This is a genomic window from Nonomuraea sp. NPDC003201 (assembly GCF_053590415.1).
Genome location: NZ_JBSFTC010000023.1, coordinates 46,949 through 69,273 on the forward strand (window position 1 = coordinate 46,949; position 22,325 = coordinate 69,273).

Below are 22,325 nucleotides of genomic sequence, written 5' to 3' on the forward strand. Positions count from 1 at the left end.
CGCAAAACGTAAGAAACAGGCGTTACGCGGATGTCACAGCAGCCGACCGCCGCCGGTTACATCCACATCACCGCCGATCCCCGCCCGCCACACGCCCAGGGTCACGAGGCGGCGCGGGCGAGCACGTCGTGGATGAGGGCGACCACCTCGCCGGGGGTGAGGCGTGGGCGGCGCCGTCGGCGTTGACGGCCGCCGCGATGGCGACGGCGTGCTCGCGGTAGGCGGGCATGCGTGCGGCCAGGCTGTCGAGGCCGACGAGGGCGGCCAGGGCGAGCGGCCAACGGCGTTGTTACCCTGCTCCTCCCAGACGTCGAGATGCGATTGCGGGTGCGCGGCGAAGGTGCGGCGCCCGCGCCGGTCGGCGTGCAGGCGCAACGCGACCTGCTGGGCCATCGTCCCGCTGGGGAAGAACAGCGCGCTTTCCTTGCCGAGGAGCTCGGCCAGCCGTCGCTCCAGCACCGCCACGGGGGGTCCGGCGGTGTGTCAGAGGTCAACGGTCAGGCGAACGGTCACCACGTCCCCCACGTCGAGCCCTTCGGCCTTGCGCACCCCCGCCTTCACCGGCACGATGTAACGCCCGTCCTTCGGGAACAGCGACGTCTTCCACCGGGTCTCCCGTATCTGGGCCGTGACCGGGATCATGCCCCAGCCATAGCTCACCGCGCCGGCGGTCGTCTCCAGATCGCGGCACTCCTCGTCCGGAACGGTGATGAAGTGCCAGGGCGCCGGCCCTCTCCAGAACCACATCTCACTGCTGAACTCCACGTTCATCGACCCAGGATAGGAGCCGTCAAAGCCCGAGATCGTCCAGCTCCTTCAGCAGCGCGCTTCGAGGGCTCTGCTGCGGTGGAGTGGACGGCGTGCGCCGGGACCGGTCGCGTTCGCGGAATATCCAGCCGCCCGCCAGGCCGCCGGCAAAGCCGAACAGGTGGGCCTGCCAGCCGATCCCCTCCTGGGGCAGCAGGCCGGCGAACTGGTAGGCGAAGCACAGGGCCATGACCACGCCCACCACGATGTCGATGAGATGCCGGTCGAACGCGCCGCGCACCAGGATGTAGCCGAAGTAACCGAAGACGACACCGCTCGCGCCCGCCCCGGTGGCGTCAGGGCTGGCGGTGAACCAGGCGCCGAGACCGCTGACCAGGATGATGAGCCCTGTCACGCTGAGGAACTTGCGCACGCCCCGATAAGCGGACAGGAAGCCGAAGATGAACAATGGCCCCGAGTTCCCCTCGATGTGCGCCCAGCTCCAGTGCAGGAACGGCGCCGAGACGATGTCGGGCAGGCTCGCGGGGTTCCACGCCTGGATTCCGTACTCGTAACTCAGCGTGTAGCCCGACGCCCAGTTGGCGATCTGGATCGTCCAGATGACGGCCAGTGCTCCGACCATCACCCATAACGCCTTGCGCGCCTCAGCGATCATGATCTCGGCCGTAGGGCCTTGGGCTTCCATGTGATTCCTCCGGAGCGTCCGTGCCTTTTCCGGGAATCAGTATCGGGGCCGTCGATCACGAATACGGCAGCGGCCGGCGAGGACGTCAGGGCTTGTTCAGGTAAGTGAGTACGGCCAGGACGCGGCGGTTGTTGTTGTCGTCATCGGTGATGCCGAGTTTGCCGAACAAGGAGGTCGTGTACTTGCTGATAGCGCTCTCACTGAGAAAGAGCCGCCGGCCGATGGCCTGATTGGACAATCCCTCGGCCATGAGGCCGAGCACGGAGTATTCGCGCTCGGTGAGCTGTCCGAGTCGTCGGTCCGAGGACCCGCTGGACAACAATTTGGCGATGACCGCAGGGTCCATGGCGGTCCCGCCGGACGCGACGCGTTCGAGGGCGTCGATGAACTGATCGGCGTCGAACACGCTCTCCTTGAGGAAATAGCCGATGCCGCCGGCGCCGTCGGCCAGGAGTTCGCGGGCGTACAACTGCTCGACGTGCTGCGAAAGGATCAGGACCGGCAGCCCCGGCACTTCGCCGCGGGCGGCGAGGGCCGCCCGCAGGCCCTCGTCGGACTGGGTGGGCGGCATGCGGACGTCGACGACGGAGACATCCGCCCGCCACCTCAGCAGCGCGTCGAGGGCCTCGGGCCCGGTGGTCGCCGTCGCCACCACCTCGTGCCCGTACGCCTGGAGCAGGCGGACCATCCCGTCGCGCAGGAGGTAGAGGTCTTCGGCTACAACGATTCGCATGGCACGACCATCCTCACACGCGTCGGGCCGCCCGCCGGACTGGTGATCTCCACGGTGCCGTCGAAGACCGCCAGGCGCCGGCGTAGCCCCGCGAGTCCGCCTCCGGCGCTCACACTCGCCCCGCCCCGGCCGTCGTCCTCGACGTCGACGGCGATGCCGGTCTCGTCGCGGGTGACGGAGATCCGCGCCCGGGTCGCGTGGGCGTGCTTGACGGCGTTGGTCAGCAGTTCGGCGACCCCGAAGTACACGGCGGACTCGATCGGCGGGTCCAGGCGCAGCCGAACGCCGGCGCTCACGGCCACGTCGAGCGGGCTGTCCAGGGCCAGAGCGCGGACGGCGTCGACGAGCCCGCGCTCGTTCAGCACCGGCGGGCTGATGCCCCTGACCAGTTCGCGGAGCTCGTTCAGTGAGGTGGCGGCGCCCACCCGCGCGTCCCGCAGCAGCGTCCTGGCCTGGTCGGGGTCGGTCTCCATGAGTTTCTCCGCGGTCGCCAGCGAGAGGCCGAGCGCGACCAGGCGCGCCTGCGCCCCGTCATGCAGGTCCCGCTCGATCCGGCGGATCTCGGCGGCCTGCGCGACCGTGGTGTCCGCGCGCTGGGCCGTCAGCTCGTCGACCCGGTCCGCCAGCGTCATTGCGGGCGACGGCCGTAGGAAGCGGACGGCCACCGGTACGACGGGCCGCCAGGCGTACGGGGCGGCGGCGACCGCCACGACCAGGCCGAGCACCCCGGCGAGGAGCGACGACCGGCTGAACCCGAGGACCGCCGCCACGGCTCCGGCCGGCGGGACGGCGGCGACCACGCCCGCGGTGAGCGGCGCGATCGCCGTGAACCGCAGGTCGCGCCAGAAGCCGGGATCTCTCCACCGGGTCCGCCACTTCTGGTCCATGAGGGCGTCGCGTTTGGTGCGCTCGTAGCTGAAGCCGTTCCACCAGTACCCGGTGGACAGCCGCGTCACCGGCGCGGCCTGCCGGTATCCGGCGGGGATGACGGTGCCCGTCCACCTCGCGACGACGGAGCGGACCATCCGGCTCACCGGGCGCGCCAGGGCGAGCGTGCCGATGCACGCCCACACGAACGGCACCGTCCCCGACCACGGGTCCCCGCCCCACCACCAGATCCACAGCGTCGCGGCGGCGGCCCACACGGCCGGGACCGGCACGGTGACGGCCACCACCACGCAGGCGCGCACGAACCCCACGCAGGCGCTCGACACCCACTGTCGCATGACTCTTCCTTCTCACTTCACGACCACGGCTTGGTGTCTTCACTGTGCACCGCACCGGAGCCGCTCCCCGCCGGATCGGCCCTGAAGTGGGTCTGGACCCACCCAACCGTACGTCCAGCCCCATACCGCCCCATCCATGCCCTCCCTAGCGTGATCACCACTCCAGACAACACAAGGGATGAAACAGACATGGAATCCTTCGGCAAGGTCAAGATCCTCGTCGCCGCCTACGGCGCGCTCGGCGTCGTGGTCCTCGCCACGGTCGCCGTCCTGGCGATCAGCGGTCAGACGGTGACCTCGTTCATGTGGGGCCGGTCGGCGGGGGTGCTCGCGAGCGCCGCGGTGACCTACTGGCTGACCGTCCTCGCCGCGCGGGGAGCACGCTGGGCCTATCTGCGCGTACGCGTCATCTCGATCGTCATGCCGGTCGCGATCGTCGCCGTCGACATGATCCCTGGCATCTGCCCGATGTGGTTCGCCATGATGCAGGCGGTATGTGCCCTCCCCATCGCCGCGGCCGGGTTCGTCGTCAACGGCTCCGCCCTGCGCGCCGCCTTCCGCAGCGGTTGACAGGGTGCGGAGCCAACGGCGATCCTCAGCCGGATAAAGATCAATATTTCCCTGGGGCCGGCGGTGGAAAAGCGGATGAAGCTGATCAGCATGGGATTGCTCGCCGGGGTGCTCGCGGCGGCGGCCGGCGCCTTGGTGGCCCGCCGGCGCTACGTGGTGGTCACCGTCGAGGGGACGAGCATGGCTCCGACCCTGCACGACGGCGACCGGGTGCTGGTCCGGCGGCGCCGGATCGGCCAGGTGGCCAGGGGCGATGTCGTGGTGCTCGAACCTCCGTCCGACCCGCGAGCGGGTGCGGACGGCACGCGCTGGAACATCAAGCGCGCCGTCGCCCTGCCGGGTGATCCGGTGCCGCCGGACGTGGACGGCGCCGCGGAACGCGTGCCCGCGGACGCGCTGGTGGTCTACGGCGACAACCCCCGCAGCGTGGACTCGCGGCAGCGCGGTTTCTTCCCGGCCGATCGCCTGCTCGGGGTAGCGCTGCGCCGGCTGGGCGGGTCTGCCCTGTAGGCGGCGGGACGTGAAGTTCCGGATGCTCGGACCGCTGCGGATCGAGGGCGACGACTCGCCGGCGGGATGGGCGATGATCACGGCGCCCAAGCAGCGGACCGTCCTCGCCATGCTGCTCGCCCGGGCGGGCCACGTCGTACCGATCCGGTCGCTGGTGGCGGAGGTCTGGGAGGACCAGCCGCCCCGCTCCGCGGTGGCGAACCTGCGTACGTACCTCATGCAGTTGCGCAAGCTGATGCCGCCCGCGGCCGACCCGGCCGTGGAGCGGCTGGTGACCTCGGACGCCGGTTACCTGTTGCGGGTCGAGCCCGAGGAGTTCGACCTCTTCCAGTTCGAGGCGCTGTCCGCGCACGCCCGCCAGGCGCTGGGCAGGCGCGATCTCAGCACCGCCCTGGACTCCTACACCCGGGCCCTCGCGCTGTGGCAGGGGATGGCGGCCGAGGACGTGCCGCTGGGGCCGACGTTGCGGGAGGTGGTCGCGCGCCTGACCGACCACTACCTGAGCGTGGTGGAGGAGCACGCGGACATCCAGCTCGCCCTCGGCAGGCACGCGACGGCGGCCAAGCGGCTGCGCGAGGTGATCGGGCAGTACCCGCTGCGCGAGCGGCTGCACGGCCAGCTCATGGTGGCCCTGTACCAGAGCGGCGACGTGGTGGGCGCGCTGGACGCGTTCGGGGCCGCCAGGAAGGTTCTCGCCGACGAGCTGGGCATCGATCCGGGCCCTGACCTGCGCAGGCTGCATCAGCTGATCCTGCGCAGGGACCCGGCCCTGCTGTCGGAGGAGGAGGCCCCCGCCGACGACGGGCGGTCCCGGCCGCGCCAGCTGCCGCGCGCGCCGAGCGTGTTCGTGGGCCGCTCGGCCGAGCTCGCCCGGATCCACGCCGTGCTGGGCGCCGGCGCGGGGCCGCCCGTGCTGGCGCTGCACGGCCCCGGCGGGATCGGCAAGTCGACGCTCGCCATGAAGGCGGCGTACGGCGTGGCCGACCGCTACCCCGACGGCCACCTCTACGCCGACCTCCAGGGATCGACACCGAGCCTGTCGCCGTTGCGCCCCGACGAGGTGCTCGGCCGCTTCCTGCGCGCGCTGGGGGTGCCTCCGGGCGAGGTGCCCGCGGCGCCGGCGGAGGCGGCCGCCCTCTACCAGTCGGTGCTGGCCGACCGGCGCGTCCTGGTCGTCCTCGACAACGCCGTCGGCGCCGCCCAGGTGGCTCCCTTGCTGCCGGCGGGCGGTGGCTGCGCGGCGCTGGTCACCAGCCGGTCGGCCCTGACGACGCTGGACGCCGTACCGATCGCCGTGGACATGTTCGACGAGGAGCAGTCGGTACGGATGCTGGCGCTGCTGGCCGGCCAGGCGCGCGTGGCCGCCGAGAAGGAGGCGGCGGCCGAGATCGCGCGCTGGTGCTGCCACCATCCGCTGGCGCTGCGCATCGCCGGCGCCCGCCTCGCGGGCCGGCCGGACTGGTCGCTCGCGGGCTTCAACGAGCGCCTGAGCAACCAGCGGCGGCGGCTGGACGAGCTGCAGGCGGCCGACCTGCGCGTCCGCTCCTGCTTCGAGGTCGGCTACGCGACCCTGACGAGCGCCGCGAGGACCGTCTTCCGCCTGTTCGGCGTGCTGGAGGTGCCGGAGGTGGGCGTCGAGCTCGTCGCCGCGCTGGCCGACGTCGAACTGAAGACCGCCGAGACCGTGCTCGACGAGCTGGTCGAGGCGCGCCTGATCGAGCCGGTCGGCGAGAGCCGGTTCCGCACGCACGACCTGCTGCGGCTCTTCGCGGGGGAGCTGGCCGCCTCCCACGACTCGCCGGCAGACCTGGACCTGGCCGTACGGCGGGCCCTGGACTGGTACCTCGACCTCTGCCACCAGCTGCGCGACCTGCTGCAGTCGCACCTGCGAGCCGGCGGCGGGAGCCGGGAGCGCCGGCGCGATCCCGGCCTGGTGCTGCGTGACCCCGCCGCGGCCGTGCGGTGGCTCGACACGGAGCTGCACTGCCTGGTCGCGGCCGCCGTCCAGGCCGCGCGCGGGGAGCCGGAAACGGCGCGCTTCGCCATCGAGCTGATGACCCTGGTCAAGGCCACGGTGATGAAGGGCGGCTACTGGCAGGAGCTGGAGACCATCGCGCGGCTGGCCATCGAGGTGGCGCGGCGCGACGGCGACCGCGGCGCGGAGGCGTCCACGCTCGCGACCCTGGGGCTGCTGGAGTGGCGGGCCGGCCAGGGGGAGGCGGCCGGCGGCCACCTGCGGCGCGCGCTCGAGCTCTGGCGCGACCTGGGCAACCGCGAGGAGGAGGGGATGGCGCTGCACAACCTCGGCTGGCTGCACATGCAGACCGGCGACCTCAACGCGGCCCTCGGCCGCATCAGCGCGAGCCTGCGGCTGCTCAAGACGCACGGGTCCAGGCGCGTCGGGCTGGTCGGCCACAGCCTGGGCGAGCTCCTGCTCCAGCTGGGCAGGGACGCCGAGGCGGTGGACCGCTTCGAACGGTGCCTGACCGTCCGCCGGGCCGATCGCGACCTGAACGGCGAGAGCATCACGCTGGCGGCGCTCGGCCGCGCCTACTGCCTGCTCGACCGGCGGGACGAGGCGCTGGCCGCGATGGACGAGGCGCTGGCCCGCTGCGAGGAGACCGGCAACCGGGAGGACGAGTGGGAGGTGCTGCTGAGCAGGTCCGAGATCCGGCTGCGGCAGGGCGCTCTCGCCGCGGCCGAGCGCGACCTGGTCAGGGCCGTGGAGCTGGCCGCCCAGATCGGCGACGCGTACGGCTACGCCGCCTGCACCCGCCAGCTCGCCAGGGCCAGGACGGCGTCGGGCGACCCGCGTGCCGCGGGGGACGCCCGGCGGGCCGAGGAACTGTTCGCGGATCCGTCGATGCGTCTCAACCCGGTGTTGGAAAGGCTGCTCACCGTCCAGGTGTAGCGCGGCTGTATCGGTCGCTGTATGCCCCCCAAATAGCGTTTCGGCCTGACCGCATCGCTATACAAGGAGCGAACATGACTTCTGTCTTGGGCAAGCTCGGCGACAGGATTCTCGACAGGCTCGTCCCGAAGGCGTCCGCCAAGGCGGCCGCGGAGTGGTACGTGCACTGCTACTGCAGGGAGCGTTCCGACTTCAGGAAGATCTGCACGACCGCCGGCGGCACGACCCGTTGTGGGTCCTGCTACGCCTTCAGGGTCTGTGGCGGCTAGGTAGAACGCGCGGACCGGCGGCGGCCTCCTCCGCCGCCGGTCCCCGGACACGAGGGTGACGCCGTGCTCCATCTCATGATCATGTGCCGGGCGCTGCTGGCCGCCGTCTTCGCGATCGCGATCGCGGGGAAGGTCCGCGGCCGATCGGCGTACGGCGAGTACGTGTCCTCGATCGTGGTCCTCAAGATCCTTCCGCGAACCGTGTCCACCATGGCCGCGCACGCCCTGGTGGCGGCGGAGGCCGCCTCGGTCGTCCTGCTGGCGCTGCCGTGGACCGTGCCGCTGGGGTTCGCGCTCGCGGTGGGCACGCTCGCCGCGCTGACCGGCGGCATCCTCGTCGCCCTGCGCCGGGGGCGGCAGGCGCCGTGCCGGTGCTTCGGCGCGTCCGTCACGCCGCTCGGCCGGCCACACGTGATCCGCAATCTCGTCCTGGCGGCGTCCGGCGCCACCGGGCTCGCCGCATGGGCCGCGTCCGGCGCGGCGGTGGCGCATCCGGCCGGTGTCGCGCTCGCTCTCGTCGCCGCCGCCGTGGGCGCTCTGCTCGTGGTGCGCCTCGACGACCTGTTGGAGCTGTTCACCGCCTGAAGAGGGGTTGTCCGATGACTTTCCTGATCGTCGCCGTCCTGCTGGTCGGCCTGCTGTGCCTGCTGGACCTGGTGCTCACCTTGGGGGTGCTGCGCCGGCTGCGCGAGCACACCGCCGAGCTGGAACGCCTCGCGGGGACGTCGACGCTCATGCCGTACGATCCCCGCGTGCTGGTCGGGCGCACGCTGCCGCAGGACGTGGCGGGCCCGCGACTCGTGGGCTTCTTCGACGTCGGCTGCGACACCTGCCACGAGCGCGCGCCGCAGTTCGCCGCGGAGGCCAAGGGGCAGAGCGCCCTGGCGGTCATCTCGGGCGCCGTCGAGGAGACAGCGGACCTGGTCGAGGTGGTGGGCGGCGTGGCGAGCGTCGTCACGGGCGAGGACGCGCTGCGCATCGTGCAGGCTCTCGACATCCACGCGTTCCCCACGTTCCTGCGGACCGACCAGGACGGCAGGGTCGTGGCCGCGGACACGGAGCTGACCGACCTCGCCGCCATGGCACCGGCGAAGTGACCCGTCGCGCCGCCACCCTGGCGCTGCTGTGCTGGCGGGCCGGGCCGGTGTCGGCGGTGTGCCAGCTGGTCGCCACCGTCCTGGCCGGACTGCTGCCCTCGGCCACCGTGTGGGCGACCAAGACGCTCGTCGACGGGCTGGCGACCGGCCGGCCGGAACGCGTGCTCACCCCCGTCGCGGGCCTCGTCGTGCTGGGGCTGGTCGCCGGGGTGCTGCCGCAGCTGACCGGCTACCTGCGGGGCGAGACGGATCGCCGGCTGGACCTGCTGCTGCAGGATCGCCTGTACACGCGGGTGAACACGTTCCACGGCCTGTCGCGGTTCGAGAATCCGGTGTTCCTCGACGAGTTGCGCATGGCCGCGCAGGCGACGGGCAACGCGATGGGGCCGATCACCTCGGGCCTGTTCGACCTCGGGCGCAACGTCATCGCCCTGACCGGGCTCCTCGTCGCCCTCGCCGTGCTGAGCCCGCTCATGGCGGGCCTGGTGGCGCTCGCGGCGCTGCCCGTCCTCGCGGCGAGGATGTCCCTGGAGAAGCGGCGGATCAAGATGATCGCCGGGCAGTCCGCCGCGGCCCGGCGGCAGATCTTCTACTCCTCCCTGATCACCGACGTCGAGGCCGCCAAGGAGGTCCGGCTCTTCGGGCTCGGCGACTTCCTCAAGCGCCGGGTGCTCGGCGAGCTGGCCGTCCTGCAGGCGGGGGATCGGCGGCTGGACCGGCGGGAGGCGCTCACGCAGTCGGCGCTCGCGGCGCTCTCCGCCGCGGTCAGCGGCGCCGGGCTGCTCTGGGCGGTGTACTCCGCCCTCGACGGCCGGCTCACCCTCGGCGACGTGACCGCGTTCGCCGCCGCCGTGGCGGGCACGCAGGCCGCGCTGACCGCCACCGTGGACAACGCCGCGAACGCCCGCCAGGCGCTGCTCCTGTTCGCCCACCACGAACGGGTGATGGCGCTGCCCGGCGACCTGCCCACGCCCGGCGAACCGGAGCCGCTGCCCGCGCTGCGCCGCGGCATCGAGCTGCACGACGTGTGGTTCAGGTACGACGAGAGCCATCCCTGGGTGCTGCGCGGGGTGGACCTGACGATCCCCCACGGCGCCTCCGTCGCGCTGGTGGGGCTCAACGGGGCCGGCAAGAGCACGCTGATCAAGCTGCTGTGCCGCTTCTACGACCCGACGCGCGGCGCGATCCTCTGGGACGGCATCGACATCCGTGACGTGCCACCCGCCGAGCTGCGCGCCAGGATGGGCGTGCTCTTCCAGGACTACATGAGCTACGACCTGACCGCGGCGGAGAACATCGGGGTGGGCGAGGTCGAGGCGATGTCCGACCGCGCCAGGCTCCGGACCGCCGCCGAGCTGGCGGGCGCGCACGAAACCGTCCAGGCACTGCCCCGGGGCTACGACACCATGCTGAGCCGCGTCTTCTTCGGCCCCGAGGACGACGACGACCCGCAGGCCGGCGTGACGCTCTCCGGGGGCCAGTGGCAGCGCCTGGCCCTGGCCCGCGCGCTGGTACGCGAGCGCCGCGACCTGCTCATCCTCGACGAGCCCAGCTCCGGCCTGGACGCGCAGGCCGAGTACGAGGTGCACCGGCGGCTGCGCGAGCACCGCGCGGACAACACCAGCCTGCTGGTCTCGCACCGGCTCGGAGCGGTCCGCGACGCCGACCTGATCGTGGTGCTCGGCGACGGCCGGATCGTCGAGCGGGGCACCCACGACGAGCTGATCGCGCTGGGCGGCCGGTACGCCCACCTGTTCGCCACCCAGGCCAGCGGCTACCGCGAGGGCGCCGACATCGGCTGAGCGATCTTGCGCAGCACCACGCCGAACAGGCGATCCGCCGCCAGGTAGCCGGACTGCCGGGAATCGAGCGAGTGGTCCGGATTGTCGCCCAGCACCACCAGGCGTCCGGCCGGCACCCGCGTGCCCGGCTCGGTCCGCAGCGCGGGGACGGTCTCGCGCGGGATGGGGTCACCAGGGACGGCCGCGACGCGCTTGATGATCCAGCCCGGGCCCGCGCCCAGCTGCTGGTGCGGTTCCCGCGGGCGTTCGCCCGGCCGGGCGTGGGCGAAGCCGCTCAGCACGACGACCTGCCCGGCGCGCAGCGATCCCGGCGGCGTCCGCCGTACGAGGACGCGCTCACCCGGCCGGTACGCCGGCAGCATGCTCTCCCCCTGGACGGTCACCACCAGGTATCGCCGGCGCACCCGGAGAACGGCGAGAGCGACGCCGACGGCCGCCAGCACGACGATCGCGCCGGTCACCGCGACAGCTCCACGTCGTCCCGGTAGCCGGTCGCCTGCCGGGCGAACAACTCGGCGTACGTGCCGCCCTCGGCCAGCAGGGTGGCATGCGTGCCCTGCTCCGTGACGACGCCGTCGGTCAGCACCACGATCCGGTCGGCCGTGCGGATCGCGCCGAGCCGATGGGTGATGACCACGCTGGTCCGCCCCGACCGCAGCGTGGCGAGCCGGCCGTGCACCTCGTACTCGGCCTCGGGGTCCAGGCCGGCGCTGGGCTCGTCGAGGATCATCAGGTCCCGGTCGCGGCGCAGGAACGCCCTGGCCAGCGCCAGCCGCTGCCACTGCCCGCCGGAGAGCAGCACTCCGGAGTCGGCGTCGTCCTGCTCGTCGTCCGGGTCCTGGGGGAATCCACGGCTCAGCAGCGTGCGGTAGCCGTGCGGCAGGGCCGCGACCACGTCGTGGATCCCGGAGTCCCGCGCCGCCCGCTCGATCCGCGCCGGGTCCTGGGCGGCGGCGAGGTCGCCCACGGCGATGTTGTCGGTCGCCGTCAGCTCGTACGACACGAAGTCCTGGAAGACGGCGCCGATCCGGGCACGCAGCGTCTCCGGCGGCACGTCGCGGATGTCCACGCCGTCCCACAGGACCGCCCCGCGCGTCGGGTCGTAGAAGCGGCACAGGAGCTTCACCAACGTGCTCTTGCCGGCGCCGTTGCGCCCGACCAGCGCGACCGTGCACCCGTTCGGGATGAACAGGTTGACGCCGCGCAGGATCCACGGATGGTCCGGACTGTAGCGGAACCAGACGTCGCGCAGCTCGATGCCCCGGCGCAGGGGCGGCAGCGACGGGTGAGCGCCCGGCGCCGGCAGATCGGCCTCGGCGGTCACGATCGCGACGTGGTGATGAAGGGTCAGCAGGTGCTCGTACGCCATCACGCCGGCCGACACCATGCTGTCCAGCGCCGCCTGCACGCCGGAGACCGCCGCCACGAACATCGCCACGTCGCCGACGCTGAGCCGTCCCTGCCCCGCCGCCAGGATCGCCCAGATGAGGCCCGCTCCGGCCACGATCGCCGAGGCGCCTGACAGACTCGCGTGGATGCGGAGCTCCCGCCGATCCATCCGGCGGCGTTCGGCGTTCGCGGTGCGCAGCTCGGCCAGCATGCGAAGCCGCAAGAACGCGCCGAGGTCGAACAGGCGGATCTCCTTGGCGGCGTCCGCGGTGGACATCAGGTGCGCGTAGAACCCTTCGCGACGCTCGGCCGGCCCGATCCGCCACAGCATCGTGTTCCGTTGCCGCGACATCCGCAGCTCGATGAGCAGCGCGGGCAGGGCCGACAACACGACCAGGATGGTGAAGGCGGAGTTGACGAGTGCCAGGGACGCGACGAAGCCGGCGACCGTCACCGCGCTGCGAGCGGTGGTGAGCGCGGTGTCCACCAGCCTGCCGGGGTTGCTCGCGCTCTGCTGGGCCAGCCGCAGCCGGTCAAGGAATGCCGGGCTCTCGAACCTGGCCAGACCGGTGAAGCCGGAGACCGCCGCGAACAGCTCGTCCTTTGCGTGCAGCGCCGTCCTGCGATCCACCTCGGCACGCAGGTAATGTCCCGCGTGCGCCGCCACGGCGGCGACCGTGGTGACGGCGGCGACAGCCGCCGCCAGGGCGAGCAGCGTGTCGGTCTGCCGTAGCGCCACCCCGTCCAGCACGGCCTTGGTCAGCCAGGCCACGGCGATCGGGGTGGCCGAGCCCACCAGCGTGACCGCCAGGTAGGCAAGGACGTGGACGGGCGCCGACCGCCACACCATCGCGGCGGCGCGTGCCGCGCTCCTGGCCAGCCCCCGCGACGTCGGCGCCGGCTCGCTCACGCAGGCGACCCGGCCGGCAGCCGGGAGATCTCGGGCGCCACCGCGAGCAGCCTGCCGCCCGCCGTCACCTGGAGGAACGTCGGGAACGAGTGCACGCCGAACGCGTTGCTCACAGCGCTGTCCACGATCACCTGTGCCACGGGCTTCAGAGCGCTGACCATGTCCGCGGGGTCACCCGATCGGTTGTCGACCACCGCGAGCACCCGCGAGCGGTCCTGGCCCGCGGCCCACGAGGCGAAGCCGGGAAGCTTCTCATGGCAGCCGCGGCAATCGGGCGACAAGAACGCGACGACCGTTCCGTCCGGCAGGAGATCCCGGGTGAGAGGGCTCCCGTCCACCGTCGTCGCCTCAAAGTCACCGGCGACATCGCCGGCGGCCGGCCCCGCGCCCGGCCCGGAAGGGCCGCCCATCAGGTCGACGGCTTCATACAGTCCGTCCAGCAGCTTGGTGTGCTCCCGAAGCCGCCGGACCACGCCGAGGGTCAGCACCAGACCCACGAGGGACAAAGCGCCGACGAGGGCCACGACGGCGATCAAATAGGACATGAGACAACCTTCCGTGTAAAGGGCCCGGCCGGCCCGCCAGCCGGGCACCCGCTCAACGTGCGGTCACGAGCAGTAGATGTAGCTCTTGCAGCCGCCGCAACTGCGGCTGCCGTTCGGGTAGTAGCAGCAGTACTTCGCGGTGAACGCCGGGAAACTGCAGCACTCATAACCGCAGTCGGTAGCCCTGGCCACGGAGTGCGGCGCGATCAGCTCGAGGAGCCGGTCGGCCATTCTGGTCACGACGCGCATCGAACTTTCCTTTCGGTTGTTCCGGCGGGACGGCGCCCGCCCGTGCGGAAGCGGCACGCCGGACCACGCCGTCGTCCCGCCGCCCGTCGCAGCGTGCGCCAGAGGTCTGAGCGATTTCTCAATGAATTCTTAACGGCCTGTTTCGGCAGCTCAGGCGGGCGATCGCAGGCGCGTGCGGATCAGGGACGGTGGAAGGAGACGATGCGGTCGCGGACCTTCGCCGCCTGCGTGTCGCCGACGGCGTCGAAGAACTCCGCCGCCTGCTTCCAGGCGTCGAGCGCGGCCGCGAGGTCACCGGCCGCGATGTGCGTCTCGCCCAGGCGGACCAGCGTCTCGGCGGCCGCGTGCGGGTCGTCGCAGTCGCGCAGCAGCTCGGCCGCCCGCTCGAAGCAGGCCACCGCCTGCGCGTAGTCGCCTTTGAGGTGCAGGACGTGGGCGACGCTGTCCCACGCGTGCCCCTCGCCCTGGGTGTATCCGAGGCCGGCGAGGAGCCGCTGGGACCGGCGGCAGTCGGCCAGCGCCTCGTCGTACTCGCCGAGCTGGGCCCGCAGCCAGCCGGAGTTGTTCAACGCCCGCGCCTCCCCGCCGACGTCGCCGGCCTGCCGGAACAGCTCCAGCGCGTGCAGGGTGTGGCTCAGCGCCTCATCGGGTCGCGTCCGGCTCAGCGCGACGGTCAGGCCGAGGTGGACGTGCGCGCGCAGGACGGGCTCGCCGAGGTCGCGGTGCAGCTCGACCGCCCGCTCGAAGTGCTCGACCGCCTCGCCGTCGCGGCCGAGCCGGGCGTGGGCGCGGGCGATGCTGTTGTGGCAGCGGGCCTCGGCCAGCCGGTCGCCGAGCCGTTCGGCCGCGGCCAGCGCCACCGCGTGGGTGCGCAGGATCTCCTCCCAGAGGCCGCGCCGCTGCATGAACTCCGCGAACGCCCACGCCAGCCGCCACGCGTGGCCGTCGAACCCGGCCGCGGTGGCCTCCGCCAGCAGCGCGGGCAGGGTCACCGACGCGTCGGCGTACCACCACAGGGCCTCCGCCGGCCCGGCGAACCGCTCCACCATGGTGCCCCGCGCCGGCGGGTCCAGGAGCAGGTTGTCGCGGTGCGGGTAACACATCCCGTTCGCGGCGCAGGCCGAGTGCAGGTAGTAGTCCAGCAGCCGCCGCGTCGCCGACCGCCGTGCCGCCCGGGTGTCGGTGGCCCGCGCCTGCTCCGACGCGTACACGCGCAGCAGGTCGTGCAGGCGCAGCCGGCCGGGCGCGCGGATCTCGGCCAGGTTGGCGCGGTCGAGGTGCGCGGCCAGCTCCCGCGTGCGCCCCACCGGCAGGGCGGCCAGGCTCGCCGCCGCCGACAGCGGCAGGTGCGGCCCGGGATGCTGCCCGAGCCGCCGGAACAGCCGGGCCGCGGGCACGGGCAGGTCTCGGTACGAGCGCCCGAACACGTGGCGCAGGTCGATCGCGGGGTCGCTGTGCGCGAACGGTTCCAGATCGGCGTGGGCCCGCTCGAGGTCCGCGGCGGCCTCGGTCAGCGGCAGATCGGTGCGCCGCGCCAGCCGCGCCGCGACGATCGCCAGCGCCAGCGGCAGCCGGCCGCACCGCCGGATGATGTTCGCGGCTGCCTCCGGTTCGGCCGCCGGCCGGGCCTCGCCCAGCCACGCCACCAGGAGGTCGTGCGCGTCGTCGCCGGGCAGGACGTCCAGGCCGACCAGGTGCGCCCCCGCCGTGACGGCGAGCCCGGACAGCTCGGAGCGGCCGGTCACCAGCGTCAGGCACCCCGGTGCGGTGGCCAGCAGCGGGCGGACCTGGGTGGCGCTGCGGGCGTCGTCGAGCACGACCAGGACCCGGCGGCAGTCCAGCATGCTGCGGTAGAGCCCGATCTGCGCCTCCACGCCCGACGGCACCTGAGCCTCCGCGACCCCGAGCGCGCCGAGGAACCGGGGCAGGACCACGGTCCCGTCGGCCGGGTCGATCGTGCTGAGATCGGCGTACAGCTGCCCGTCGGGAAAGCGGTCGCGGTGCAGGTGGGCCCAGCGCAGGGCCAGCGACGACTTGCCCACCCCGGGCGGCCCGGAGATCGCGCAGACCGCCGCGGTGGCCGGCTGTTCTCCGATCGCGGCCAGCCGGTCCAGCTCGGCCGACCGGCCGACGAAGTGCCGCAGGCCGACCGGCAGCTGTGCCGGGACCGGGCGCGCGGCCTCGGTCGTGTCGCCGGAGCGCAGCAGCTTCCGGTGGACGCTCCGCAGCGGCGTACCCGGCTCGACGCCCAGCTCCTCGGCGAGCGTCCGGCGTACCTGGGCGAAGTGGGCCAGCGCCTCGGCGGTCCGCCCCCACGCGTGCAGCGCCTCGATCAGCGCGGCGGCCACCAGCTCGTCCAGCGGGTACTCCTCGGCCAGCGGCGACAGCGCCGCCACCGCGGCCGCGGCGTCCCGGCCGGTCACCACCCGTGCCCAGCGCAGCAGGAGCTCCCTGCGCTCGTCGCGCAGGCGGTGGCGGGCCCGTTCGGCCCATTCGCCGGGCAGCCCGGTCAGCGGATCGCCGCGCCACAGCGCCAGCGCCGCGCCCAGCGGCGGCACCGGGTCCGGTACGGCCAGCGCCTGGTCGGCCAGGTCGCGGAAGCGCGGCACGTCCACCGCGGACTCGTCCACGTCGAGCAGGTAGCCCCCGAGCCGGCGGACGACCGCCCCCTCATCCGCGAGCACGTCGCGCCGGATCCGGGTGATGATCGTGTACAGGGTGCGCCGCGCGCCGGGCGGGACCTGCTCGCCCCAGACCCGGGCGAGGAGCGTGTCGACCGGTACGACCCGGCCGACCTCCCAAGCGAGCGCGGCGACGGCGAGCGCGACCTGTGGAGGGCGTACGGGCCGGGTCTGCCCCGAGCGCTCCACCTCCACCGGGCCGAGTAACCGGATCAGCACGACGGTCCACCCCTTGCTCGTGGATCTTCGAAGAGTAACGCAGCGGTGCTCTTGCCGGATTTGCGCGGCCATGGCAGGTTGCGGTCTATGCAGTACGTCGAGGTGGCGAGCAGACTGCTGCTGCTCACGGTGTTCGTCCTCGCGCTGGCGAGCAAGGTCTCCAGCCGCCGGGCCTGGAACGAGTTCGTCCAGTCGATCAAGGCGATGGCAGTGATCGACAACGCCAGGGCGCCGACGGCCGCGACGGCGACGGCGGTGGCCGAGGCCGGTGTCATCGTGCTGGCCGCGGTCCCCCTTCGCTGGGCCGGGTCGGCGTCGTTCGTGCTCGCGGCGGGGCTGCTCGGCTGCCTCACCGTCGCCGTCATCATGGTGGTACGGAGGGGCGCCGCCGTTCCCTGCCGCTGCTTCGGCGCCTCCCGGACGCCCCTGAGCATGGCGCACGTGGCCCGCAACGGCATCCTCATCGCGGTGGCGCTGCTCGGGCTGGCCGCTTCCTTGGTGAACGGCTCCTTCGATCCGGCTATCGTCGCCATCGTCGGTGTCTTCGGCGCCGTACTGGGCCTGCTCATGGCCCGGTGGGACGATCTCGTCTCACTGCTCCGGACGACCTGAGCCGGCGGCGGCTCACGTGGCGGGCTGGCGGGTGGCCGAGCGCGCGGTGCGCGCCAAAGGCACGGGACCCGGCGAGGACCGGGTGGTCGTCATCGAGGACGGCGGCGGCGTCCGCTGCGCGGCGGTGATCGACGGCGTCACCGACAAGTCCGGCCGCGACTACGGCGGGGCGAGCGGCGGGGCCCTGGCCGCCGACCGTGTCGCGCAGACCCTCGTCACCCTGCCGGACGACGTCACCGTGGCGCAGGCGGTCGCGGCCGTCTCGGCGGAGCTCATGGAGCTGCGCCGCAAGTGGTCCGTCGCCGACGACGACCTTCTCGCGCCGGCCGCCGTCGCGGCGGTGGTGTGGCCGAGGCGGCGGCTGATGTGGCGCGTGGGTGACGTCCACGTCTCCCTGGGTCACCGCGACGGCGGGTGGCGTCGTCACCCCGGCGGGAAGCTGATCGACACGGTGCTGGCCGGGGCCCGGGCCGCCTACCTGCACTGCCTGCTGCTGCAGGGGGAACGCCCGGAGGATCTGGCGGCCACCGATCCGGGACGGGCGCTGATCCGGCCGGTGCTGGAGCGCCAGGCCGTGCTGGCCAACCGGGATGAGGCCGGTCCTTTCGGATACGGCGTGCTGGACGGGCGGCCGGTCCCGGAGCGGTTCGTGGAGACGTTCGTGCTGGCGGAGGACGCGGACGAGGTGGTGCTGGCGTCGGACGGCTACCTCGGCCCGGCGCAGACCCTCGCGGGAGCCGAAGCGGAGCTCCGGGCCTCGTTACGGGCCGATCGGCTGCGCATCATGGAACACGCGGCCACCAAGGCGGTGGCGGCCGGCGCCGAGAGTTTCGACGACCGGGCCTACGTGCGGCTGTCCCGCGATTCCCCTCGTGACCGCGGCTCACCGAGTCGGATATCGTGACCACGCTGCGTGAGCAGATCAGCTGCCCGCTCCCACCGAGGAGGACGCGTGAGCCCGCTTCCGACGCGTATGGCGAATCGCTGGGAGAAGCGCCGATCGCTCATGCTGCCGCCGGGGCAGGGGCGGCTCTACTGGCACGTTCTGCTGGGGGAGGACCCGCAGGCGCGGGCCATCGTCGAGGAGGCGCACGGCCGGCTGGCCGGCCTGGCGGGGCTCGATCTGGTGCCGCGGCGGTTCATCCACCTCACCACGTTCGTCGCCGGATACTCGCACGAGATCACCGAGCGTCAGGTGACCGTGATGGCCGCGGAGGCGGCGGGCCAGCTCGCTCGGGTCGCGCCGATCACGGTGACGCTGGGGCGGGTGCTCTACCACCCCGAGGCGGTCGTGCTGGAGGCGCGGCCGGCCGAGCGGCTGCGGCCCCTGCTGGAGGCGGCGCGGTTCGCCACGAGGGCGGCCACGGGACGTGACGGCGTGCTCGCCCATGACACGTGGCTGCCGCACGTCACCGTGGCCTACAGCAACGCGGACGGCCCGGCGGCGCCCATCATCGACGCGCTCGGCGAGCGCCTTCCGGAGCGCGAGGTGACGATCCGCAGCATCCACGTCGTCAACCAGGACGGCCCGGAGACGGCATGGGACTGGCGACCGGTGGCGGAGGTCCGGCTCGGCGCGTCGTGAGCGAGCTTCGCGGGGTTCACCCCCGTACCTCCTTGGTGGCGCATCGGTAGGCCTCGGTGACGCGGCTGAACATGTCCAGCATCACCATCGCCTGCTCCGGCTCGTAGTGCGCGCTGATCGCCGCCAGGTGCCGCCTGGACGCCTCGCAGGCGGCGTTGTAGTCGTCCAGGCCGCCCTCGACCAGCTCCACGGTGACCGTGCGCCGGTCGCGTTCGCCGCGCACCCGCCGTACGTAGCCCGCCTTCTCCAGCCTGTCGATCAGCCGGGTCGTCGAGGCGGACGGCAGCCCCAGCTCCTCGGAGATCGCCCCCACGGCGAGCGGCCCGCGCGTCTCCAGCAGGATGGCGGCCGCCACGTCGACGGGTTGCAGGCCGAGCCGGTCGGCGACCGCCTCGTTGTGCAGGAGGACCGCGACCAGGAACTCGCGGAAGACGTCGTCTGGATGTTCGTGGGCCACTTTCCTAACCTACTCCATCGCGGAGTATCTTCATATCGAAGATACTCCGCTTTGGAGGAGACATGGATGTTCTCATCATCGGCGCCGGGGTGGGCGGCCTGGCCGTCGCGCGCGGGCTGCTGGCCGCCGGTCACCGGGTGCGGGTCTACGAGCAGGCTCCGGCCCGGCGGACGGGCGGCAAGGCGGTGCTCATCTGGAGCAACGGCACCGCCGTGCTGAACGATCTCGGCATCGACCTCGACGGCGTCGGCGCCCGCATCGACCGGATCGACGCGCTGACCGCCGGCGGCCGGCTGCGTACCAGCATGGACATCGCCCACGCGGCCGGCCGCTTCGGCTTCGAGACCAGGGCGATCCCCCGCCGCCACCTGCTGGAACGCCTGGCCGACGGACTTCCCGGCGACCTCGTCCGCCATGGCCTGGCCTGCCGGGGCGTGACCCAGGACGACGGCCAGGTCACGGCGACCTTCGGCGACGGCTCGACGGACAGGGGAGACCTGCTGATCGGAGCCGACGGCCACCACTCGGTCGTACGGCGCTGCCTGTGGGGCGACGGCGCCGTACGTCCGGCGACCTTCGGCACCTGGCAGGGGCTCAGCCGGATCGACATCGATCTCGCCGGCACGCACCGGCACCTCATCATCTCGGGGCGCGAGGGCGCGTGCGGGCTCATGCCCGCCGGTGAAGGCCTGCTGCAGTGGTGGTTCGACGTGCGCTGGTCGCCCGCCGATCCGCGGCCGGCCGCGCCGCTGGCCGAGCTGAGGCGGCGGTTCGGGCACTGGGCGTCACCCGTCCCCGAGGTGCTGGCCGGCGCGACCGAGGACGACCTCGAGTTCTTCGGCCACCACTGGACCAAGGTGCGCCCGGCGTGGGGCAAGGGGCGGATCACCCTGGTCGGCGACGCGGCCCACATCATGCCGCCCACCCTGGGGCAGGGCGCCAACCAGACCCTCGAGGACGCGTGGATGCTCGGGCGCGAGCTCGCCAAGGGCGGCGGCGACCCGGCGGTACGGCTGCGCGCCTACGAGAAGGTCCGCTACCCGTACATCTCCCTGGTCTCCCGGCTGGCCAGGCGCAACCCCGCGAACTGGCGCGTCCCACCGCTGGTCGCCCGGTTGTTCCCCGAGACGTCCCAGACCGCCATGCTCGCCCGCTTCAGCAACCGACTCAACGAGCCGGCGCTCTCGCGACGCTAGATCAGTTGCCGGAGCACCTCCTCGACCGGGGTGGCGCCGACGCCGAGGATCTTCTCGGTCTCGGAGAAGTCGAGGACGAGCGGGTGGCCCGGCTTGGTGAGCACTTCGTGCATCTCTCCCCACAACGGATCGGTGATCCCGAGCAGGGTCAGGTCGCGTTCCGTCATCTCCTCCAGTCGCGGCGCGGGCGCTCCCGAGAGTTCCGCGAGCCGCCGGGCCAGTTCCCGCACCGACAGGGTCGCGGTGGGCACGTGCCAGGCCCTCCCGTACGCCTGCTCCTCCCGGCTCGCGGCGACCAGCGTGCGCGCGGTGTCGTCGATCGCCGAGTAACTGTGCGGAACGTCGAGTTCCTGCGGCACCAGGACGAGCCGGCCCTCCAGCACGGGCCGCTGCACCAGGAGGCTGAACACCGAGAAGGCGCCGGCGCCGTAGAACTGGCCGGCCCGCACCTCGGTGACCTTCACCCCCGAGGCGGCGGCCTCCTCCCACGCCCGCGCCCTGGCCCGCCCCTTGGGCCCGGTCGCCGTCAGCGGGAAGTGCGGCGTGATCGGCCCGTCCACGGGGCCGTAACCGTAGATGTTGCCGAGCATGACGTACGCGGCGCCCGTCCGCCGCACCGCGGTGAGCAGCGACGCCGACAGGATCGGCAACTGCTCGGGCCAGGTGTGGTAGGGCGGCACGGCGGTGGTGAACAGCGTGTCCGCCCCCTCGGCCAGCTCGGTGAGCCGGTCGGTGTCGGTCGCGTCCGCGGCGACCCTCTCGACGAGCCGGTGGTCGGGCCCGCCGCCCGTGCGGCTGATCATCCGTACCCGCTCGCCGTCCTCGGCCAGCAGCAGAGCGGTCTTCGACGCGGTGGCCCCGCGACCCACGATCACATGAAATTTCATGATGACAACGGTGCCGACCTGCGGCCTCGTGGCATAGTGGCCGGAATGCCAACTATCCGGAGGATCTGGCCATGCACCGCCTCGCCGCAGTGATCGTCCCTCCCGTGCTGGGCTTCGACGTCTCGATCCCGCTCATGGTGTTCAACAGCGTCCCGCATTACGACGTACGCGTCTGTACTGCGCGGCCCGGCCCCGTGCCGACCGTCGGGGGCCCCGACGTGGTGGTGGCGCACGGCCTGGAGGCACTGGAGGAGGCCGACACGGTGGTCGCGGTCGGCAGCGGCGGCGAGCCGGCTCCCCCGGAGGTCCTCGACGCCCTGCGGAAGGCCGCGGCCGGCGGGGCGCGGATCGCCTCGCTGTGCACGGGCGCGTTCGTGCTGGCCCAGGCCGGCCTGCTCGACGGGCGCCGCGCCACCACCCACTGGGGGCTGGCCGGCGACCTCGCCGCCCGCTTCCCGTCGGTCGACGTGCGGCCCGACGTCCTGTTCGTCGAGGACGACGGCATCTTCACCTCGGCGGGCGCCGCGGCCGCCATCGACCTGTGCCTGCACCTGATCAGGCTCGACTACGGGGCGGCGGTGGCCAACACGGCCGCCCGGCTCGCGGTCGTCTCCCCCGTACGGCCGGGCGGGCAGGCCCAGTTCATCGAGACCCCGCTGCCTCCCGAGCGCGGCACCTCGCTCGCCCCCACCCGGGCCTGGGCGCTCGAGCACCTCGACCGCCCGCTCACCCTGGCCGACCTGGCCGGCCACGCCAGGATCAGCGTGCGTACCCTGACCAGGCGCTTCCACGCCGAGACCGGGCTGAGCCCGCTCCAGTGGCTGCTGCACCGGCGCGTCGACCGGGCCAGGGAGCTGCTGGAGACCACCGGACTGCCGATGGACCAGGTGGCCGGGCGGAGCGGCCTGGGCAGCGCGGACTCCCTCCGCAAACACCTGGTCAGCCGGGTCGGCCTCACTCCCACGGCCTACCGCGCGAGCTTCACCCGAGAGCCTCTTCCGTCATAGGGCCCCGGTGAATGGCT

24 protein-coding genes are annotated in these 22,325 nt (G+C 72.9%); 12 read left to right on the plus strand and 12 right to left on the minus strand.

Annotation, left to right across the window (positions count from 1 at the left end; genetic code table 11):
- Positions 1-33: 33 nt before the first annotated feature.
- The 5 genes from ACWDX9_RS12175 to ACWDX9_RS12195 form a co-directional block, all read right to left on the minus strand.
- Complete coding sequence (locus tag ACWDX9_RS12175; protein WP_449952286.1) at positions 34-465, minus strand: beta-eliminating lyase-related protein; 432 nt, start codon at positions 463-465, stop codon at positions 34-36.
- An 18-nt stretch (positions 466-483) separates the two neighbouring features.
- A complete protein-coding gene (locus ACWDX9_RS12180) occupies positions 484-771 on the minus strand; it encodes a DUF1905 domain-containing protein (RefSeq protein WP_350733675.1) in 288 nt (95 codons plus the stop codon).
- Between the two features lie 19 nt (positions 772-790).
- Positions 791-1,423 carry a rhomboid family intramembrane serine protease gene (locus tag ACWDX9_RS12185; protein ID WP_449952289.1) on the minus strand — a complete coding sequence of 211 codons (633 nt, stop codon included), beginning with the start codon at positions 1,421-1,423 and terminating at the stop codon, positions 791-793.
- Between the two features lie 115 nt (positions 1,424-1,538).
- The gene (locus ACWDX9_RS12190) at positions 1,539-2,186 is read right to left on the minus strand and encodes a response regulator transcription factor (protein WP_449952292.1); all 648 of its coding nucleotides are present in this window, start codon (positions 2,184-2,186) and stop codon (positions 1,539-1,541) included.
- The gene (locus ACWDX9_RS12195; protein WP_449952295.1) at positions 2,171-3,412 is read right to left on the minus strand and encodes a sensor histidine kinase; all 1,242 of its coding nucleotides are present in this window, start codon (positions 3,410-3,412) and stop codon (positions 2,171-2,173) included. Before ACWDX9_RS12195 ends, ACWDX9_RS12190 begins: the two co-directional genes overlap by 16 nt.
- A gap of 189 nt (positions 3,413-3,601) precedes the next feature.
- On the opposite strand from ACWDX9_RS12195, the gene ACWDX9_RS12200 reads away from it, so the two are divergent.
- The 7 genes from ACWDX9_RS12200 (at position 3,602) to ACWDX9_RS12230 (ending at position 10,571) form a co-directional block, all read left to right on the plus strand.
- Complete coding sequence (locus ACWDX9_RS12200) at positions 3,602-3,982, plus strand: hypothetical protein (protein WP_449952297.1); 381 nt, start codon at positions 3,602-3,604, stop codon at positions 3,980-3,982.
- A 75-nt stretch (positions 3,983-4,057) separates the two neighbouring features.
- The gene (lepB, locus tag ACWDX9_RS12205; RefSeq protein WP_449952300.1) at positions 4,058-4,492 is read left to right on the plus strand and encodes a signal peptidase I; all 435 of its coding nucleotides are present in this window, start codon (positions 4,058-4,060) and stop codon (positions 4,490-4,492) included.
- Between the two features lie 10 nt (positions 4,493-4,502).
- A complete protein-coding gene (locus ACWDX9_RS12210) occupies positions 4,503-7,403 on the plus strand; it encodes a BTAD domain-containing putative transcriptional regulator (protein ID WP_449952303.1) in 2,901 nt (966 codons plus the stop codon).
- Between the two features lie 74 nt (positions 7,404-7,477).
- Positions 7,478-7,672, plus strand: coding sequence for a hypothetical protein (locus ACWDX9_RS12215; protein ID WP_192789616.1), 195 nt, complete (start codon positions 7,478-7,480; stop codon positions 7,670-7,672).
- A 63-nt stretch (positions 7,673-7,735) separates the two neighbouring features.
- Positions 7,736-8,257: a MauE/DoxX family redox-associated membrane protein gene (locus ACWDX9_RS12220; protein WP_449952305.1), complete on the plus strand. Its 522-nt coding sequence runs from the start codon at positions 7,736-7,738 to the stop codon at positions 8,255-8,257.
- 14 nt (positions 8,258-8,271) lie between these two features.
- Positions 8,272-8,769 (plus strand): hypothetical protein, encoded by a 498-nt coding sequence (locus tag ACWDX9_RS12225; protein WP_449952308.1) that lies wholly within the window; start codon positions 8,272-8,274, stop codon positions 8,767-8,769.
- Positions 8,766-10,571, plus strand: coding sequence for an ABC transporter ATP-binding protein (locus tag ACWDX9_RS12230; protein ID WP_449952311.1), 1,806 nt, complete (start codon positions 8,766-8,768; stop codon positions 10,569-10,571). The genes ACWDX9_RS12225 and ACWDX9_RS12230 overlap by 4 nt, the downstream gene beginning before the upstream one ends.
- Here ACWDX9_RS12230 and ACWDX9_RS12235 read toward each other — a convergent pair.
- The 5 genes from ACWDX9_RS12235 to ACWDX9_RS12255 all read right to left on the minus strand — a co-directional run bounded on the left by ACWDX9_RS12235 (position 10,544) and on the right by ACWDX9_RS12255 (position 16,564).
- Complete coding sequence (locus ACWDX9_RS12235; protein WP_449952314.1) at positions 10,544-11,032, minus strand: S26 family signal peptidase; 489 nt, start codon at positions 11,030-11,032, stop codon at positions 10,544-10,546. The two genes, ACWDX9_RS12230 and ACWDX9_RS12235, sit on opposite strands and share 28 nt — an antisense overlap.
- A complete protein-coding gene (locus ACWDX9_RS12240; protein WP_449952317.1) occupies positions 11,029-12,870 on the minus strand; it encodes an ABC transporter ATP-binding protein in 1,842 nt (613 codons plus the stop codon). Before ACWDX9_RS12240 ends, ACWDX9_RS12235 begins: the two co-directional genes overlap by 4 nt.
- Positions 12,867-13,415 carry a hypothetical protein gene (locus ACWDX9_RS12245; RefSeq protein ID WP_449952320.1) on the minus strand — a complete coding sequence of 183 codons (549 nt, stop codon included), beginning with the start codon at positions 13,413-13,415 and terminating at the stop codon, positions 12,867-12,869. Before ACWDX9_RS12245 ends, ACWDX9_RS12240 begins: the two co-directional genes overlap by 4 nt.
- Before the next feature lie 63 nt (positions 13,416-13,478).
- Positions 13,479-13,664, minus strand: a complete 186-nt coding sequence (locus ACWDX9_RS12250) for a hypothetical protein (RefSeq protein ID WP_350733697.1) — start codon at positions 13,662-13,664, stop codon at positions 13,479-13,481.
- A 179-nt stretch (positions 13,665-13,843) separates the two neighbouring features.
- Positions 13,844-16,564, minus strand: a complete 2,721-nt coding sequence (locus tag ACWDX9_RS12255) for a tetratricopeptide repeat protein (RefSeq protein ID WP_449952323.1) — start codon at positions 16,562-16,564, stop codon at positions 13,844-13,846.
- An 87-nt stretch (positions 16,565-16,651) separates the two neighbouring features.
- Here ACWDX9_RS12255 and ACWDX9_RS12260 point away from each other — a divergent pair, with 87 nt between their 5' ends.
- From ACWDX9_RS12260 to ACWDX9_RS12270, 3 genes are read left to right on the plus strand one after another with little or no spacing between them, the layout of a single operon-like run.
- On the plus strand, positions 16,652-17,176 hold the full coding sequence (locus tag ACWDX9_RS12260) for a MauE/DoxX family redox-associated membrane protein (RefSeq protein ID WP_449952326.1): 525 nt from the start codon (positions 16,652-16,654) through the stop codon (positions 17,174-17,176).
- A 16-nt stretch (positions 17,177-17,192) separates the two neighbouring features.
- Positions 17,193-18,080 carry a hypothetical protein gene (locus ACWDX9_RS12265; RefSeq protein ID WP_449952329.1) on the plus strand — a complete coding sequence of 296 codons (888 nt, stop codon included), beginning with the start codon at positions 17,193-17,195 and terminating at the stop codon, positions 18,078-18,080.
- Positions 18,081-18,128: 48 nt separating this feature from the next.
- Complete coding sequence (locus tag ACWDX9_RS12270; protein WP_449952331.1) at positions 18,129-18,761, plus strand: 2'-5' RNA ligase family protein; 633 nt, start codon at positions 18,129-18,131, stop codon at positions 18,759-18,761.
- A 16-nt stretch (positions 18,762-18,777) separates the two neighbouring features.
- Here ACWDX9_RS12270 and ACWDX9_RS12275 read toward each other — a convergent pair whose 3' ends face one another.
- Positions 18,778-19,218 (minus strand): MarR family winged helix-turn-helix transcriptional regulator, encoded by a 441-nt coding sequence (locus ACWDX9_RS12275; protein ID WP_387838082.1) that lies wholly within the window; start codon positions 19,216-19,218, stop codon positions 18,778-18,780.
- A gap of 62 nt (positions 19,219-19,280) precedes the next feature.
- On the opposite strand from ACWDX9_RS12275, the gene ACWDX9_RS12280 reads away from it, so the two are divergent.
- Complete coding sequence (locus ACWDX9_RS12280; RefSeq protein ID WP_449952334.1) at positions 19,281-20,414, plus strand: FAD-dependent oxidoreductase; 1,134 nt, start codon at positions 19,281-19,283, stop codon at positions 20,412-20,414.
- Here the strand turns inward: ACWDX9_RS12280 and ACWDX9_RS12285 are convergent.
- Positions 20,411-21,301 carry an NAD-dependent epimerase gene (locus ACWDX9_RS12285; protein ID WP_449952336.1) on the minus strand — a complete coding sequence of 297 codons (891 nt, stop codon included), beginning with the start codon at positions 21,299-21,301 and terminating at the stop codon, positions 20,411-20,413. The two genes, ACWDX9_RS12280 and ACWDX9_RS12285, sit on opposite strands and share 4 nt — an antisense overlap.
- A 71-nt stretch (positions 21,302-21,372) precedes the next feature.
- On the opposite strand from ACWDX9_RS12285, the gene ACWDX9_RS12290 reads away from it, so the two are divergent.
- Positions 21,373-22,308, plus strand: a complete 936-nt coding sequence (locus ACWDX9_RS12290) for a GlxA family transcriptional regulator (protein ID WP_449952339.1) — start codon at positions 21,373-21,375, stop codon at positions 22,306-22,308.
- Positions 22,309-22,325: the final 17 nt, after the last annotated feature.